The organism is Micromonospora sp. NPDC049114 (genome assembly GCF_040648635.1).
Taxonomy (GTDB): domain Bacteria; phylum Actinomycetota; class Actinomycetes; order Mycobacteriales; family Micromonosporaceae; genus Micromonospora.
The window spans coordinates 96,239-110,558 of the sequence record NZ_JBEZEA010000012.1; the positions used below are offsets into that span (position 1 = coordinate 96,239).

The following is a 14,320-nucleotide window of genomic DNA, read 5'->3' on the forward strand; positions in this document are numbered from 1 at the left end:
GTCAGTCGCGAAGCGCGGTCTGCGGCCGCTCAGGCACGGGCGTGGTTCCCGACCCTCTCAGGCGCGGGGCGGGATCCCGTAGACGCGCTCCACGTGCAGGCGCAGCACCAGCCGCCGTTCGGCGACCATCGCGTTGCGGTATTCGGCCCAGTCCGGGTGCTCGCCCCGAAGCGCCCGGTAGAGCCCCACCAGCTCCTCGACCGTGGCGTCGTCGACGCCGGCTGCCGGAGCGGTCAGCTCGGCCCGAGCCTCGACCACCGCGTACGCCCAACCATCCTCGCTGCTGACGTGGAAGCTGGCCCGCGGGTCCCGGCGAAGGTTGGCGGTCTTGGCCCGGCCCTCGGTGACGGACACCCGGATCAGGCCGGCCGCCCGGTCGAACGAGTAGACCACTGTGGACAGCTGGGGTCGCCCGTCGCGTTTGACTGTGGCCAGCACGCCCATCGAGCGGCTGGCGATCAGGTCGGTCAACGCCTGCTGGGTGGGGTCCTCCGGCACGGCTTCCTCCAGGTGGCACGGTTGGCTAAGTCCATCCAAACATGACCGGCGTGCTCCCGCCCCCGATGAGCCGCCGCCCGCCACGGACTGCGGGCCCCCCACCGAGACCGGCCGGGAGCCCGCAGTTGTCGCAACTGTCAGCGTCGCTCGGCGGCCACCAGCTCGGCGAGCTGTACGGCGTTGAGGGCGGCGCCCTTGCGCAGGTTGTCGTTGGAGCAGAAGAGCGCCAGCCCGTACTCGACGGTCTCGTCGGCGCGGATGCGGCCCACGTAGGTCGGGTCCTGCCCGGCGGCCTGCAGCGGCGTCGGCACTGCGGTAAGCGCGACACCGGGCGCGTCGGCGAGCAGCTCGTGGGCCCGCTGCGGGGTGAGCGGACGGGCGAAGCGGGCGTTGATCTGGAGCGAGTGGCCGGTGAAGACCGGCACCCGGACGCAGGTGCCGGAGACCTTGAGGTCGGGGATCTCCAGGATCTTGCGGCTCTCGTTGCGGAGCTTCTGCTCCTCGTCGGTCTCGAACGAGCCGTCGTCGACGATCGAGCCGGCCAGCGGCAGCACGTTGAAGGCGATCGGCTCGGCGAACGAGCGCGGCGCGGGGAACTCCACGGCCGACCCGTCGAAGGCGAGGCCGGCGGCGTGCTCGGCGACCTTGCGGACCTGCTCGTCCAGCTCGGCGACGCCGGCCAGGCCGGCGCCGGAGACCGCCTGGTACGTCGAGACGACCAGGCCGACCAGCCCAGCCTCGGCATGCAGCGGACGCAGCACCGGCATCGCGGCCATCGTGGTGCAGTTGGGGTTGGCGATGATGCCCTTCGGGCGGTCGGCGGCGGCGTGCGGGTTGACCTCGGCGACCACCAGCGGCACCAGCGGGTCCATCCGGAACGCCGACGAGTTGTCGATCACCACGGCGCCGGCCTCGGCGACCCGGGGCGCCAACTCCCGGGCGGTGCCCTTACCCGCCGAGAAGAGCACGATGTCCAGCCCGGAGTAGTCAGCGGTCGCGGCGTCCTCGACGGTCACCTCGCCGTCGCGCCACGGCAGCGTCCGCCCGGCGGACCGCGCCGAGGCGAACAACCGCACCTGCTCCGCCGGGAACTCCCGCTCCGCCAGCACCTGCCGCATCACGCCACCGACCTGGCCGGTGGCCCCCACAATGCCGATCCTCATGCCCGGAGGCTACCCACCCCACCCCCGAAACCGGGACCCCTTTCCCACCCCCCGGGTCCCACCTCACACCCGCCCCCTCCCCCGTCGATCATGAAGTTGTTGCCGCGACACGCCGTCACGAGTGACAACAACTTCATGATCAACGAGGGTCAGCGGGCGCCGGGTCAGGGGAGGAGGTCTCCCAGGGCGGCCGATTCCAGGTCGTCGCGGATCACTGCGGCGTCGCCCTCGATGACCAGGGTCAGCGCTTCCGGGTGCAGGTGGGTGGCCGCCGCCGCCGAGACCTGGTCCACGTCGGCGGTGAGCAGTTCCTCGCGCAGCCGGGCGTGGTAGTCGTCCGGCAGGTCGTGCACCACGAGAGTGGTCAGCGCGGACGCGATCGTCCGGGGGCTCTGCAACTCGACCGACAGCTGCCCGGCCCGCCAGGAACGGGCCACCGCCAGCTCGTCCTCGGTCACGCCGCCCGCCTGCGTACGGGTGATCTCGCCCACCGCCTCGACCAGGGCCGGCGCGGTGACGGCGGTCTGCACGCCCGAGCTGACCGCGAACCGCCCGAACCGGCGGGACGAGGCGAATTCGCCCCGGATGCCGTACGTGTAGCCGCGCACCTCACGGATCAGGTGGTTGAGCCGGGAGGTGAACGCCCCACCGAGCACCGTGCCCGCGAGCGTCATCGGCACGTGGTCGGGGTGCGCCCGGTGCGGCGACGGGTGGCCCAGCCGCAGCGTGGACTGCACCGAGCCGGGCCGGTCCACCAGGATGATCCGGCGGTTGGTGTGCAGCGGGACCTCGATCGGGCCGCCCCGCTCGGCCGGACCGCCGCCGGTGCCGGCGAACGCCGCGCCGGCCAACGCGTCCAGGTCGATCCGGTCCAGGTCACCGGCGACGATCAGCGTGCCGGGGCGCAGGAACCACTCGGAGTGAAAGACGGTGATGTCCTCGGTGTCCAGGGCGGCCACCGAGTCCGGATCGCCGTACATCGGTCGGCCCCAGCGGGTGTCGGCGCCGAACAGGTCGGCGCGCAGCGCGGCGTCGGCGCGCGGGCCGGGGTTGGCCCAGTCCATCCGCAACGCGGTGGCCTCGTCGTCGCGGACGCGCCGGACGTCGGCCGGGTCCAGCCGGGGCGTCCGGACGGCCTCGGCGAGGAGCTGCACCGCGGCGGTCAGCCGGTCCACCGGGACCTGGACGCTGATCTGGAACGAGTCCCAGTCCAGCCCGGTCACCAGCTCGGTGCCCAGCGCCTCGATGGCCAACGCGTACGCCGTGGCGTCCCGCTGCGCGGTGCCCTCCTCCAGGGCCTTGGCGAGCACGCCGCCCAGCCCTTCCTTGCCGGTCAGCTCCCGGCCGGCGCCGGCGTCGAGCAGCAGCAGCGCGACGGCGAGGTTCTGCCCGGGCAGGTGCGCGGCGACCACCTGGCCGCCACCCGCCGCGCGGCGGACCACCGGCGGGAACCGGTACGGGCGAGCGGCGCCCGGGCCGGGACGGTCGGCGATCAGCGTCATGCGGTCTCCTCGGGCAGGTAGGTCAGGGTCACCCGGTCGGCGGCGCCGAGCACCTCGGCGGCGGTCTCGGCGATCTGCTCGGCGGTCACCGCGAGCCAGGCGGGCAGCCGGTCGGCGGCCCGGGCCGGGTCGCCGAACTGGGTCGTGTACCGGCCGAGCGTGTCCGCGCGGCCGTCCACTGTCGACATCTGCCGCCACCACGCGGTGCTCAGCAACGCCTTCGCCCGGTCCAGCTCGGCGGCGGTCACCGGCACGGTGGCCAGTTCGTCGACGACCTCGGCCAGCCCTTCGGCCAGCCGCTCGCCGCTGATGCCGGGGCGGGCGGTGGCGGTGGCGATCAGCGGCGCCGGGGCGTGCGCGAGGTCCACCCCGTACGCGCCGACAAGGTCGGGTTGCGCGATCCGCTCGCCGTCGGCGAGCCGCTGGTAGAGCCGGCTGCCCCGGCCGCTGCCGAGCACGGTGGCGAGGACGGTGAGCACGTCGTAGCCGGGGCTGCCGAACGGGTGGCCCCGGTGGGCGATGTAGACGCGGGGCGCCGGCACGTCGGCGGTCACGATCTCCACGGCGGGCTCACCGGTCGCCGGGACGCTGCGGCCGTCGGGCGCTGGCGGGATGTCGTCGCGGGCGGGCAACGCCCCGAAGTACTTCTCGGCCAGCGCGAACACCTCGGCGGCCGGGGCGTCGCCGACGACGGTGAGCACCGCGTTGTTCGGCGCGTAGTACGTCTCGTGGAACGCCTGGAAGGTGGCGAGGTCGGCGGCGTTCAGGTCGGCCATCGAGCCGATCGTCGAGTGGTGGTACGGGTGCCCCGGCGGGTAGAGCAGCGGGAGCAACCGCAGCCAGGCGTCCCCGTACGGGACGTTCTCGTACCGCTGCCGCCGCTCGTTCTTCACCACGTCGCGCTGGTTGTCGAGCGTCTCCTGGGTGAGCGCCGGGACCAGCCCACCCATCCGGTCGGCCTCCAGCCAGAGTGCCAGCTCCAGGTGCTCGGCCGGGACCGTCTCGAAGTAGTTCGTCCGGTCCGGGTTGGTGGTGGCGTTGAGCGAGCCGCCGGAGCCCTGGATCAGCTTCATGTGCTCGGTCTTCGCCACGTTCACCGAGCCCTCGAACATCAGGTGCTCGAAGAGGTGGGCGAAACCCGTCTGCCCGGCCGGCTCGTGCCGGGATCCGACGTCGTACCAGAGATTGACGGCCACCGCGGGTGCGGTGCGGTCCTCGCTCACCACCACACGCAGGCCGTTGTCCAGTCGGGACGTCTCGATGGGCCAGGGGTAACCACTGTCGGGCATGGCACGACGCTATCCGATCTCGCGGGCGGAAAGGTGACGTGCCGCCGGTCGGCGAGCCGGCATCGACTCCGCCGGTCGGGGTACCGCAGAGCAATGACCCCACCGACCCCCACCCCGCCCGCGCGCCGCACCGTCGGACCGGCCGCCCGGGCCGTCGAACGCGCCACCGCCGCGCTCGGCCGGCTGCGCCACGGCCGGCGGCTGCTGCATCCGGCCGGGCTGTCGTTCGCCGGCGAGGTGACGATCTGGGGTACGCCCGGACCGCCCACCGGGGTCGCCCTGCTGGACGACCCCGGCCGGTACGCGGCCACGGTCCGGCTCTCCAGGGGTACGCCCACACCGGGCGGTTGGCCGGACGTGCTGGGCCTGGCGGTGCGCGTGCACTCCCGGACCGGCCGCCCGTTCGACCTGCTGGTCAGCTCCAGCGGCGCCGCTCCGGTGCTGCGGAACCTGCCGCTGCCCCGCCGCGGCTTCACCGGGACGTACAGCACGATCATGTGTTACCGCGTGGGCCGGCGTCGCCTCTGGTTGGCCGCGTTGGCCGACCCGGACTCGGTGGACCTCGGCCGCACGCTGGCCGCCGTCGCCGCCGCGGCCCGGGCGGACGCGCCGCGCGTGGTGCTCGCGGTCGCGTCCGCCGTCGGGCCGTGGCGGCCGGTCGGCCAGGTCAGCATCGGTGCCCCGCTCGACGCCGGGGAGGACGCCGCGCTCGCGTTCGACCCGGTGGGCAACCTGCCACCCGAGCTGCGGGCGGCCGGCCCACTCACCTGGCTGCGTGAGCAGACCTACCGGGGGTCACGCCGGGCCCGCGGCGCGCGGGCTCAGTCCGGCGGTTCGACGGCGGCGACCGTCTGATCCGAGGTACGACGTTCCAGCACCGTGTCCGGGGCCGCGTTCTGGTCCTCCTCGCGGATGTCCGACTCGGCGAGGATGGCCTCCGCCTGCGCCTGGGGGTCATCGCTGCCCACGGCCGCCTCCTCGGGGAGGAGGTGGTGCGCGCGGGACTCCACCCGCTCCTGATCGCTCTGCTCGTCACTCATGGCACAGCTGTTACCCCGGGCCCGGCCTCGGCACGCGATGTTCACCCCGCATCTTGGGACGATGCCCCGGGCATCCCCGCCCGGTCGGGTACGCTGGCCCCCGTGACGCGTTCCTATCGATGGTTTAGGCAGCCGGCTCCCACGCCGGTGACTTCACCATGAACTGACGTCACCACGGACCGAGCCGGCTGGGCAGGAGCTGTCGTTCCTGCCCTTTTGCGTACGAGCAGCCGGCTCGTCCCGGGCACCGGCCCCGGGCACGGTCGGCGGAAGGATGCCCACCGTGACGACCCCGGAGACCGATCGGGTCAGCGATCAGCGGATCGACCGTGTCGTGCCGCTGACCACACCCGCCCTCCTGCACCACGAGCTGCCCCTGGACGCCCCGCTCGCCGCCGCCGTGCTGACCGGCCGACGCGCGGTGGGCCGCGTGCTGGACCGCGAGGACGACCGCCTGCTGGTGGTGGTCGGCCCGTGCTCGGTGCACGACCCGGCCGCCGCCCTCGACTACGCCGAGCGTCTGCGCGCCGCCGCCGACCGGGTCGCCGACGACCTGCTGATCGTCATGCGGGTCTACTTCGAGAAGCCGCGCTCCACCGTGGGGTGGAAGGGCCTGATCAACGACCCGGGGCTGGACGGCAGCGGCGACGTCAACACCGGCCTGCGCCGGGCACGGGCGCTGCTGCTCGACGTCCTGCGCCTCGGCCTCCCGGTGGGCTGCGAGTTCCTCGACCCGATCACCCCGCAGTACATCGCGGACACGGTGGCCTGGGGTGCGATCGGCGCCCGTACCGTGGAGAGCCAGGTGCACCGGCAGCTCGCCTCCGGCCTGTCGATGCCGATCGGCATGAAGAACCGCCCCGACGGCAGCATCGGCACCGCCGTGGACGCGATCCGCGCCGCCGGAGTGCCGCACGTCTTCCCGGGCATCGACTTCTCCGGCACGCCGGCGATCATGCACACCCGCGGCAACACCGACGGGCACCTGGTGCTGCGCGGCGGTGGCGGTCGGCCCAACTACGACGCGGAGTCGGTGGCGGGCGCGCTGGACCTGCTCCGGGCGGCCGGGTTGCCGGAGCGCCTGGTGATCGACGCCAGCCACGCCAACAGCGGCAAGGACCACCGCAACCAGCCGCTGGTCGCCGCGGACGTGGCGGCGCAGATGGCCGCCGGCCAGCGCGGGATCACCGGTGTGATGCTGGAGTCGTTCCTGCTGCCCGGCCGGCAGGACCTCGACCCGACCCGTGAGCTGGTGTACGGCCGTTCGGTCACCGACGCCTGCCTCGGTTGGGACGACACCGCCGAGGTGCTCGACCACCTGGCCACCGCCGTACGGGCCCGCCGGGCCACGCTGCCGACCCGGGCGTGACTGTGTGACGGCCGGCACTGCGGTGCGCGGAACATGCGACGGTGGGGCCTGGTTAACTGAGGTGTCGGTGTGCTCAGTGTCCCCGGGCCTCACCTAAATAGCCCTCGCGGAATACCGTTCGGCTGGAGCCGCGTCGCGCCACTCGCCGAGAGGCGACCTACACACCGACACCAGCGCCGCCCCCGGCCCACAAGGCTCGGGGGCGGCGCTGTCTGTTGCGGTGCCGCTGCCCGGAACGCGGGCCACCGGCGCGACGTTTGACCGATTCCGCCCCGGGTAGCTGATCGGCGTGACCGACGACGCATCTGTGGCCGACGAGCCGGACACCCGCGCCCTCGACGACCTGCTCGACGACATCTTCCGAGGTCAAGAGCGGGTCACCCAGGCGGACATCTATCGCCGGGCGGTGGCCGCCGACCTTCCCGCGGAGCTGCTCGCGCGCATCGACGCGCTGCCCGAGGGCGAGTACGCGGTGGACGAGGCCAGCGACCTGCTGGGCGGCACCGTCGCCTGAGCCGCGCCAGCGCAACAAGCGAAGCCAGCGACCCGAAGGGACACCACCATGACGCACCACGAGGACCATGACGAGAAGGTCCCGGCGCTGGGTCAGCCGCCGAAGGGCCGGGACACCACGCCCGAGCCGGACTTCGCCAACGAGCACGACCGCACGGCGGTGGACCGGGACATCATCACCGGCGAGGACGAGGACGAACGGGAGCCGGAGTCGCCGCACGGCTGGTCCGGCATGCAGCGCTGACGCGTACGACAGCGGGGGCCGGCGAATCCGCCGGCCCCCGCTGTGCTGCGCTCGTCAGGTCGCTTCAGTCCTCGTCGTCGTGCCCACCCTCGGCGGCCTGCTGCGCCGTGGCGTACGCCATCTGGAGGAAGTCGGACGCGGCCACCGCCGTCAGCGCGGTGGCCACCAGACGCGTGAGGCGGGGGGCGAGCACCAGGCCCCCGGTCAGCCCCGTGGCGACCCAGACCGCCAGGCAGAACGGGCAGCTGAGCAGCTCGCCGATGGCGTGCCGGGTGGAGCTGCCCGAGTCGCGGACCTGCTCCATCACCTCACCGCTGCCGATCGGCCGGTCATAGCGGGTGAACGGTGCCCGCAACGGGCTGGTGACCGCGTCCTTGGACAGCAGCCGGCTGAGCTTGTGCGTGGCGATGGAGAGCAACACGACGTCGGCGGCTGCGGGACGTTCGGGCACCGGGCGGCCGGTCACCTTGACCAGACCGGCCAGCGCCCCGGTCACCCCGGCGTAGGTGCCCATCGCCACCAGGTAGCCGCCGAGCGGCCGGTGCTCGTGCGGCGCGTACGCCCGGCGCAGCCGCGCCGCCTTCTGTCGCAGGCCAGTGTCGCTCACCGTTCTCCTCACATGTCGTCGTGGTGCGAAAGCGGCCGTCGGTGCCGGTGTCAGCCGGCCTGGAGGTTGTCGGCGACCTCGCGGGCGAGGTTGGTCAGCGCCTCGTCGGCCAACTGGTCCGGGTCGGCGTCCGAGCCGTCGGTCAGGTCGAGCTGGACCCGGGCGCCACCGGAGTCGGCCGGAGCCACCCGGATCTCGGCGGCCCAGTCGGCGTCGCCCCAGCGGGCCCGCATTTCCTCGCCGCTGATCTCGGCGGGTGGGCTCCCGTCGGAGCGCAGTGGCGCCGGCAACCAGGCCGACGCCCGAGCCGGGTCGGTGGCCGTGTTGAAGACCACCTCGGGTGGCGCGGACACGCCGCGCACGGCTCGCGCCGGCATCAGGCGTCCCGCAGGCGGCTCGGGTCGACCTCCCGGCCCGGGTGACGGGCGAGGTACTCGGTCTCCAGTTCGGCAGTGCGCCGCAGGTGGTTGGCGAGCGCGGAGTCCGCCGCGTGCCGGAGGGTGTCCAGCCGGGTGCGGTGCAGGCTGTGCATCTCGCGGATCAGATCGTCGTCGGTCAGCTCCGTCGGGTCGACGCCGAGCGCGTCGCCGTCGAGATCGGCACCACCGGAGTCGGCGAGGTGGTCGCCGCCCCACTCGGGCACCCGCTGCTCCGGGCTCATCTCCGTGCTGCCGCTGGACCCAAAGCCGTCCTCGCGTACCGATCCGGTCATCATCGCCCCCCTGGTCTCGTTTGGGCTGGCGTCTAGACGGATGCCCACACCGGGTGACGCCAAACCATCGGACCCACGTGGCACCTACGACACGGTGTCGGAGACCGCAGTCGTTCCCGGTACCCTCGACGCCATGAGGAGGCTCTGGACCCCGGCGTGGATCGCACGTCACGTGGCCATGGTCGTGCTGGTCGTGGGCTTCCTCGGGCTGGGCTGGTGGCAGATCAGCCGGGCCACGGCCGGCAACAACCTCAGCTGGGGGTACGCCGTCGAGTGGCCGATCTTCGCCGGCTTCGTGGTGTACGTCTGGTGGCGCGAGGTGCGGCTGGCCCGCCGCAGCGCGGAGGTGGCCGCCGAGCCACCGGCGGACCCCGCCGAGGCGCCCGCCGTCGAGCCGCCGCCGGCCGCGACCGTCGGCTCCCGTCCGGCGGTACGCCGACCGGTGCGGGTGGCCCGGGTGCCGGTCGACGCGACGCGCGGCGACGACGCCGACCTGGCCGCCTACAACGACTACCTGTCATGGTTGAACGCCAATCCGGGCGCCCGGCCCGGTGACTATCCCGGCTGAGCCGGGGCTCGGAAGGACGGACGAAGGTGGGCGCAGCCCTTACCCGGTACCGCGTGATCGCCTGGATCGTGGGCGTGGTGCTGATCCTGCTGGTAGTTGTCGGCATGCCACTGAAGTACGCGTTCGACAACCCGGTGGTGGTGGAGACGGTCGGGCCGGCGCACGGCTTCCTCTACATGATCTACCTGGTGGCCGCGTTCGACCTGAGCCGCCGGGCCGACTGGCCGTTGAAGCGGATGCTCCTGGTGATGCTCGCCGGCACCGTGCCGTTCGTCTCGTTCTACGCCGAGCGTCGCGTCACCGCCTGGCTGGACCGGCCCGCGACCCGTACGCCGGAGCCGGTCGCCAGCTGACCGGCCGGCGGGGGCCGAGCAGGGCCAGGCACACCACCGTCGGGTCTGGTCAGCGGTTCGGCCGCCAGGGGTCGGTTGAGGCCAGCGGGTCGACCCAGCCGCCGTACCGGTTGACCTCCCGGGCACGCAGCAGCGCCCGGGTGACCTGGCCGAACTGCCTCTCGTCGTCGGCGGTGAACAGCAGCACCTCGGCGCCCCGATGCCATCCCCACAGCTCGTACGGCGGCGGGCGCCAGCGGTCCCCGACCAGGGCGAGTGCCGCCGGCAGCAGGAGCACCGCCCCGAGGATGAGGTACGCCTCGGCGGTCAACCGTTGCAGGCCGCCGCTGAAGCCGAGGAGCAGGCCGACCACGCCGATCATGGATGCGGTGATCACGACGGCCCGGACGGCGATGCGGTCGTGCGGGCCCCGGGTGGTGCGTAGGTGGGTCAGGTCGACGATGCGATAGCTGGTGCGGCCGACGGTGAACCGGTCGACGGTGACGATGATGCCGGGCCGCGCGTACAGCAGCGTGGACCTGGCTCCGGGCACCGTTCGTTGCGGTCGCGTCTTTGCGCCTTCACGATTCACGGTTCCTCCCGTGGGGCGGTCTGCCGGGTTCGGTCCGTGGCCGGGCATCGCTGCCCGGGGACGGGATTCCCGGCTGCGGCTCCATTGTGTTGGGGCACCGCCACTCCACCTGGGCATTTACGATTCCGACCTGCTCACCCGACCGGGGGACATCGTCGCGAAACAGCATCCATTTCAGCTTTTATCGGATATTGGCGGAGGTCATCCGACGGCATACGCCCGGAACGACGAAAGTCAGATATCGGTCAGTGAATGCGAAAAAGGACTCACGACGATCCCCCGTTCCGCGTCAGCAGCCCCGCTGGTGTCACCGACAGCAGCGGCACTTCCCGCCACTTCGCCAACATTCGCCCCTGCTTCAACTGCGCGGCACAACCGTCCCGGGTTAGGTTGGGCGAGCCGGTCCGGCCCAGTGCCGTCCACCCGGGTGGCCCCGGCCGGTGTCGCCGAGGGCGTCAGCAGCCCCGTCGGCGACCGTGGGAGAGGGGCCCTTCGCTCTTGTCATCCCTGAGAACCCTGCTGCGTACCGCGGTGCTGGCCGGCATGTCGGCCGCACTGATCGCCCCGACGGCGGTGGCCCACGCCGAGCCGTCCCCCGCCGACCTGACCCACCGGATCGAGACCTCCTCGGCCGAGTTGGAACGGATCGTGGAGTCCTACAACAAGCTCACCGAGGACATCAAGGTCAACAAGACCGCGGTGGCCCGATTACAGGCCCGCATCGGCCCTCTGGAACAGCAGGCCGAGCAGAGCCGCGCCGACGTCGCGGCACTCGCCAACACCGCGTACAAGAGCGGTGGCCTGAGTACGGCGGACGCGCTGCTGCGTCCCGGCGGCTCCGTCGCTCTGCTCGACCGGCTCGGCACCCTCGATCAGCTGACCCGCCAGCGCCAGGAGCGCATCTCCGGCTTCACCGCGAACCAGCGGCGGCTGCTCGACGAGAAGACACGCCTGGACGCCACGCTGGCCCGGCAGGCCGCCCAGGCCCGCGAGCTGGCGGCGGGCAAGAAGCGCATCGAGAGTGACCTGGCCGACCTGTACGAGCTGCGCCGGCAGGCGTACGGGGCCGCCACCGAGCGACCCGCGCCCAAGGCGGCGGAGGCCGAGGCCAGGAACGTGCCGGCAGTGGCCGGGGACGCCGGCGCGGCGGTGCGCTACGCCTTCGGGGCGATCGGCAAGCCATACGTCTGGGCCGGCGACGGGCCGAACGGCTACGACTGTTCCGGACTGACCCTCGCGGCCTGGCGGGCGGCCGGCAGGTCGCTGCCGCACAGCGCACGGCTGCAGTGGGGAGCGGTCGCCCACATCGGTCGGGGTGACCTGCGGCCGGGAGACCTGATCTTCTACAGCGGGCTCGGGCACGTCGCTCTGTACGTGGGCGACGGTCAGGTCATCGACGCGCCGAGCGCCGGTCGCAACGTGCTCAAACGCGGCATGAACATGATGTCCATCCACGGCTACGGCCGGGTCCGCTAGCCCGACCCAGTGACGGCGAACGGCCGGCGTCCCCCTATCGGACGCCGGCCGTTCGCCGTCATTACTACCAGGTCAGGCTGCCTGCAGCCCCTCTGCGCGGGCCAGCTCGCGGAGCCGGCCGAGGGCCTGGATCTCCAGCTGCCGGATCCGCTCGCGGGACAGCGAGAAGCGGGACGCGACCTCGGTCAGCGAGTGCTCGCGGCCGTCCTCCAGCCCGTAGCGGGCCCGCATGATGCCCGCGGACCGGTCGTCGAGGTGGTTGAGCAACCCCTCGATGCGCTGCCGCTCCAGCCCGCTGAGGACGATGTCCTCCGGCGACGGCGCGTCGCTGTCGGCGACCAGGTCGCCGAGGTTCGTGTCGCCGTCGTCGCCCACCGGGGTGTCCAGCGAGACGGTGTCCTGCGACCAGCGGCGCAACTCGTTGACCCGCTCGACGGTGACGCCGAGCGACGCCGCGATCTGCTCCGGCTCCGGGTCGCTGCCCAGCTCACGGGTGAGCTGCCGGGTCACGTTCCGCATCCGGTTGACGTCCTCCACCAGGTGCACCGGCAGACGGACGGTGCGCTCCTGCTGGGCGATCGCCCGGCTGATGGCCTGGCGGATCCACCAGGTGGCGTAGGTGGAGAACTTGTAGCCACGCTCGTAGTCGAACTTCTCGACCGCCCGGACGAGGCCGGTGTTGCCCTCCTGGATCAGGTCCAGCATGGGCATGCCCGAGCGCACGTAACGACGCGCGATCGACACGACCAGTCGCAGGTTGGCGCGGATGAAGAGGTCCTTCGCGCGCTCACCCTCGACGACCAGCCGCTCCAGGTCGGCCCGGTCGACACCGTCGGGGACGGCGTCCTCGCCGAGCAGGTGCTCCGCGTAGAGGCCGGCCTCGATCGCCTTGGAGAGATCGACCTCCTTGGCGGCGTCCAGCAGTGGCGTCCGGGAGATCTCGTGCAGGTAGACGCCGACCAGGTCGCGCTCCTCGGCAACCTCGTCGGTGCGCATGCCGATGTTCTTGTCCACGTTGCCCACGGTCCCCTCGCTCGCGCCGGTTGCCCGGTTCCTTGCCATTCCCCACGTCCGGTCAGCCCCTGGTAACTTCTGCTGTGCCCACCGTCGCTGACACCTACACAACAGATGAGACGTGTCGGGGATTCCATGTCGTGAGTCGAAAGTGTCACGAATGCCTGAGTAGTTGCTGAGAGCACGGTCCATGTTTGCTGTCAGCACCCGTCGGGCGGCTCGCCGCTGGGCACCTCGAACGGGTTGGTGGGTCGACGAATCGCTGATCGCCCGCACCATGGCAACACCGCCCGCTGTGCCGGCACAGCGACCCGGGTCACCTCCGTGCTGCGATCCTGGTCACTGCCAGATACGCAGCGATGGAGCCGTCGGTTCATCCACGGGGGTGTGATTACCCCCCGCCCCGATGAACAATCCGGAGCCCCGTTCGCTTCCCGGGCGGTACGGGCTAGGAGGCGAGCAGGGCGAGAGCCCCGCGAACCTGGTCGGCGGAGCGCGCCAGGGCGGCTCGGGCGGCCGCCACCTCGGCTCCGGAGACCAGTGAGACCAGCGCCGTCTTCAGGTCGCCGTCGGCCTCGTTGAGGGCCCGCCGGGAGACCTCCTCCGAGCAGCCGGTCGCCTCGACCAGGATCGAGATCATTCGTCCCCGGAGCTTCGCGTTGGTGGCCACCATATCGATCATGAGGTTCGAGTAGACCCGACCCAGGCGCACCATGACGGCGGTCGAGAACGTGTTCAGCACCAGTTTCTGCGCGGTGCCCGCCTTCATCCGGGTCGACCCGGTGACCACCTCGGGTCCGGTGTCCACCCCGATGAACACGTCGACCGACCGGGCGGCCTCCGCCTCCGGATTGGCGCACAGCAGCACCGTCGAGGCGCCCGCGGCGCGGGACGCGGCGAGCGCCCCGAGGACGTACGGGGTGCGTCCGCTGGCCGCCAGACCGACCACCAGGTCACCGGCGCGCACACAACCGGCAGCCTCGTCCGCCCCGTTCCGGTCGTCGTCCTCGGCGTCCTCCACGGCCCGCCACATGGCGTCCGGGCCGCCGGCCAGATGGGCGCAGAACCAGTGCCGGGGCGAGTTGAAGGTGGGAGCCAGCTCGGCCGCGTCGAGCACGCCCAGCCGGCCGGAGGTGCCGGCCCCGAAGTAGTGCACCCGGTGCCCGCCGCGCAACGCCGCCACCGCCAGGTCGACTGTGGTGGCGATCTCGTCGAGCACCGCGGCGACAGCCGCCGGCACCCGCCGGTCGGCCTCGTTGATCACGGTGAGCACGTCCCGGGTCGACATCAGGTCGAGGTCCGCGCTGAGGGGGTTGCGCCGTTCGGTGGGCGCTCCCACCCGGACCGTCGGGCGGGCTGGCGGTGCTGACATGTCTTCGTCCGGCTCCACCGAACCGGGCG

General features: G+C 72.5%; 18 protein-coding genes. 7 read left to right on the forward strand and 11 right to left on the reverse strand.

The window, feature by feature from the left end; genetic code table 11:
* Positions 1 to 57: 57 nt before the first annotated feature.
* The 4 genes from AB0B39_RS26980 to AB0B39_RS26995 form a co-directional block, all read right to left on the reverse strand.
* Entirely contained in the window at positions 58 to 498 is a 441-nt protein-coding gene (locus AB0B39_RS26980; protein ID WP_357575726.1) for a PPOX class F420-dependent oxidoreductase, read from the reverse strand.
* Between the two features lie 137 nt (positions 499 to 635).
* Positions 636 to 1,661, reverse strand: a complete 1,026-nt coding sequence (locus AB0B39_RS26985; protein WP_234582107.1) for an aspartate-semialdehyde dehydrogenase — start codon at positions 1,659 to 1,661, stop codon at positions 636 to 638.
* 164 nt (positions 1,662 to 1,825) lie between these two features.
* Positions 1,826 to 3,163 (reverse strand): pitrilysin family protein, encoded by a 1,338-nt coding sequence (locus AB0B39_RS26990; protein WP_357575727.1) that lies wholly within the window; start codon positions 3,161 to 3,163, stop codon positions 1,826 to 1,828.
* Entirely contained in the window at positions 3,160 to 4,452 is a 1,293-nt protein-coding gene (locus tag AB0B39_RS26995; RefSeq protein WP_234582105.1) for a pitrilysin family protein, read from the reverse strand. Before AB0B39_RS26995 ends, AB0B39_RS26990 begins: the two co-directional genes overlap by 4 nt.
* A gap of 93 nt (positions 4,453 to 4,545) precedes the next feature.
* Between AB0B39_RS26995 and AB0B39_RS27000 the strand changes: the two genes are divergently transcribed.
* On the forward strand, positions 4,546 to 5,307 hold the full coding sequence (locus AB0B39_RS27000; protein ID WP_357575728.1) for a phosphodiesterase: 762 nt from the start codon (positions 4,546 to 4,548) through the stop codon (positions 5,305 to 5,307).
* On the opposite strand, the gene AB0B39_RS27005 is transcribed toward AB0B39_RS27000, so the two are convergent.
* Positions 5,274 to 5,492 carry a hypothetical protein gene (locus tag AB0B39_RS27005; RefSeq protein ID WP_357496115.1) on the reverse strand — a complete coding sequence of 73 codons (219 nt, stop codon included), beginning with the start codon at positions 5,490 to 5,492 and terminating at the stop codon, positions 5,274 to 5,276. The genes AB0B39_RS27000 and AB0B39_RS27005 overlap by 34 nt on opposite strands.
* Positions 5,493 to 5,766: 274 nt before the next feature.
* On the opposite strand from AB0B39_RS27005, the gene AB0B39_RS27010 reads away from it, so the two are divergent.
* The 3 genes from AB0B39_RS27010 (at position 5,767) to AB0B39_RS27020 (ending at position 7,618) form a co-directional block, all read left to right on the forward strand.
* Entirely contained in the window at positions 5,767 to 6,861 is a 1,095-nt protein-coding gene (locus AB0B39_RS27010) for a 3-deoxy-7-phosphoheptulonate synthase (RefSeq protein ID WP_357496113.1), read from the forward strand.
* 289 nt (positions 6,862 to 7,150) lie between these two features.
* Positions 7,151 to 7,375, forward strand: coding sequence for a hypothetical protein (locus AB0B39_RS27015; protein ID WP_234582101.1), 225 nt, complete (start codon positions 7,151 to 7,153; stop codon positions 7,373 to 7,375).
* 48 nt (positions 7,376 to 7,423) lie between these two features.
* Positions 7,424 to 7,618: a hypothetical protein gene (locus AB0B39_RS27020; RefSeq protein WP_007464327.1), complete on the forward strand. Its 195-nt coding sequence runs from the start codon at positions 7,424 to 7,426 to the stop codon at positions 7,616 to 7,618.
* Between the two features lie 64 nt (positions 7,619 to 7,682).
* On the opposite strand, the gene AB0B39_RS27025 is transcribed toward AB0B39_RS27020, so the two are convergent.
* The 3 genes from AB0B39_RS27025 to AB0B39_RS27035 are packed head-to-tail and all read right to left on the reverse strand — an operon-like array spanning position 7,683 to position 8,940.
* Positions 7,683 to 8,225 carry a DUF1360 domain-containing protein gene (locus tag AB0B39_RS27025; RefSeq protein ID WP_234582100.1) on the reverse strand — a complete coding sequence of 181 codons (543 nt, stop codon included), beginning with the start codon at positions 8,223 to 8,225 and terminating at the stop codon, positions 7,683 to 7,685.
* Between the two features lie 50 nt (positions 8,226 to 8,275).
* Positions 8,276 to 8,602, reverse strand: a complete 327-nt coding sequence (locus AB0B39_RS27030) for a hypothetical protein (protein WP_234582099.1) — start codon at positions 8,600 to 8,602, stop codon at positions 8,276 to 8,278.
* Positions 8,602 to 8,940 carry a DUF6158 family protein gene (locus AB0B39_RS27035; protein WP_234582098.1) on the reverse strand — a complete coding sequence of 113 codons (339 nt, stop codon included), beginning with the start codon at positions 8,938 to 8,940 and terminating at the stop codon, positions 8,602 to 8,604. Before AB0B39_RS27035 ends, AB0B39_RS27030 begins: the two co-directional genes overlap by 1 nt.
* A 130-nt stretch (positions 8,941 to 9,070) precedes the next feature.
* On the opposite strand from AB0B39_RS27035, the gene AB0B39_RS27040 reads away from it, so the two are divergent.
* Both AB0B39_RS27040 and AB0B39_RS27045 read left to right on the forward strand, forming a co-directional pair.
* On the forward strand, positions 9,071 to 9,505 hold the full coding sequence (locus tag AB0B39_RS27040; RefSeq protein ID WP_357575729.1) for a hypothetical protein: 435 nt from the start codon (positions 9,071 to 9,073) through the stop codon (positions 9,503 to 9,505).
* 26 nt (positions 9,506 to 9,531) lie between these two features.
* Positions 9,532 to 9,858 carry a DUF3817 domain-containing protein gene (locus tag AB0B39_RS27045; RefSeq protein ID WP_234582096.1) on the forward strand — a complete coding sequence of 109 codons (327 nt, stop codon included), beginning with the start codon at positions 9,532 to 9,534 and terminating at the stop codon, positions 9,856 to 9,858.
* Between the two features lie 49 nt (positions 9,859 to 9,907).
* On the opposite strand, the gene AB0B39_RS27050 is transcribed toward AB0B39_RS27045, so the two are convergent.
* Positions 9,908 to 10,390 (reverse strand): DUF6232 family protein, encoded by a 483-nt coding sequence (locus tag AB0B39_RS27050; protein ID WP_234582095.1) that lies wholly within the window; start codon positions 10,388 to 10,390, stop codon positions 9,908 to 9,910.
* Positions 10,391 to 10,972: 582 nt separating this feature from the next.
* Here AB0B39_RS27050 and AB0B39_RS27055 point away from each other — a divergent pair.
* Complete coding sequence (locus AB0B39_RS27055) at positions 10,973 to 11,905, forward strand: C40 family peptidase (protein ID WP_234582166.1); 933 nt, start codon at positions 10,973 to 10,975, stop codon at positions 11,903 to 11,905.
* Between the two features lie 72 nt (positions 11,906 to 11,977).
* Here AB0B39_RS27055 and AB0B39_RS27060 read toward each other — a convergent pair whose 3' ends face one another.
* Together AB0B39_RS27060 and murQ are read right to left on the reverse strand one after the other, a co-directional pair.
* The gene (locus AB0B39_RS27060; protein WP_083915936.1) at positions 11,978 to 12,967 is read right to left on the reverse strand and encodes a sigma-70 family RNA polymerase sigma factor; all 990 of its coding nucleotides are present in this window, start codon (positions 12,965 to 12,967) and stop codon (positions 11,978 to 11,980) included.
* A 400-nt stretch (positions 12,968 to 13,367) separates the two neighbouring features.
* A complete protein-coding gene (gene murQ, locus AB0B39_RS27065; protein WP_234582094.1) occupies positions 13,368 to 14,291 on the reverse strand; it encodes an N-acetylmuramic acid 6-phosphate etherase in 924 nt (307 codons plus the stop codon).
* Between the last annotated feature and the right edge of the window lie 29 nt (positions 14,292 to 14,320).

What these genes read in the sequence shown, in the direction of transcription:
- AB0B39_RS26985 (WP_234582107.1), bottom strand. Translation starts at nt 1,661, where the DNA reads ATGAGGATCGGCATTGTGGGGGCCACCGGCCAGGTCGGTGGCGTGATG.
- AB0B39_RS26990 (WP_357575727.1), bottom strand. Translation starts at nt 3,163, where the DNA reads ATGACGCTGATCGCCGACCGTCCCGGCCCGGGCGCCGCTCGCCCGTAC.
- AB0B39_RS26995 (WP_234582105.1), bottom strand. Translation starts at nt 4,452, where the DNA reads ATGCCCGACAGTGGTTACCCCTGGCCCATCGAGACGTCCCGACTGGAC.
- AB0B39_RS27000 (WP_357575728.1), top strand. Translation starts at nt 4,546, where the DNA reads ATGACCCCACCGACCCCCACCCCGCCCGCGCGCCGCACCGTCGGACCG.
- AB0B39_RS27005 (WP_357496115.1), bottom strand. Translation starts at nt 5,492, where the DNA reads ATGAGTGACGAGCAGAGCGATCAGGAGCGGGTGGAGTCCCGCGCGCAC.
- AB0B39_RS27010 (WP_357496113.1), top strand. Translation starts at nt 5,767, where the DNA reads ATGCCCACCGTGACGACCCCGGAGACCGATCGGGTCAGCGATCAGCGG.
- AB0B39_RS27020 (WP_007464327.1), top strand. Translation starts at nt 7,424, where the DNA reads ATGACGCACCACGAGGACCATGACGAGAAGGTCCCGGCGCTGGGTCAG.
- AB0B39_RS27030 (WP_234582099.1), bottom strand. Translation starts at nt 8,602, where the DNA reads ATGCCGGCGCGAGCCGTGCGCGGCGTGTCCGCGCCACCCGAGGTGGTC.
- AB0B39_RS27035 (WP_234582098.1), bottom strand. Translation starts at nt 8,940, where the DNA reads ATGATGACCGGATCGGTACGCGAGGACGGCTTTGGGTCCAGCGGCAGC.
- AB0B39_RS27040 (WP_357575729.1), top strand. Translation starts at nt 9,071, where the DNA reads ATGAGGAGGCTCTGGACCCCGGCGTGGATCGCACGTCACGTGGCCATG.
- AB0B39_RS27055 (WP_234582166.1), top strand. Translation starts at nt 10,973, where the DNA reads ATGTCGGCCGCACTGATCGCCCCGACGGCGGTGGCCCACGCCGAGCCG.
- AB0B39_RS27060 (WP_083915936.1), bottom strand. Translation starts at nt 12,967, where the DNA reads ATGGCAAGGAACCGGGCAACCGGCGCGAGCGAGGGGACCGTGGGCAAC.
- murQ (WP_234582094.1), bottom strand. Translation starts at nt 14,291, where the DNA reads ATGTCAGCACCGCCAGCCCGCCCGACGGTCCGGGTGGGAGCGCCCACC.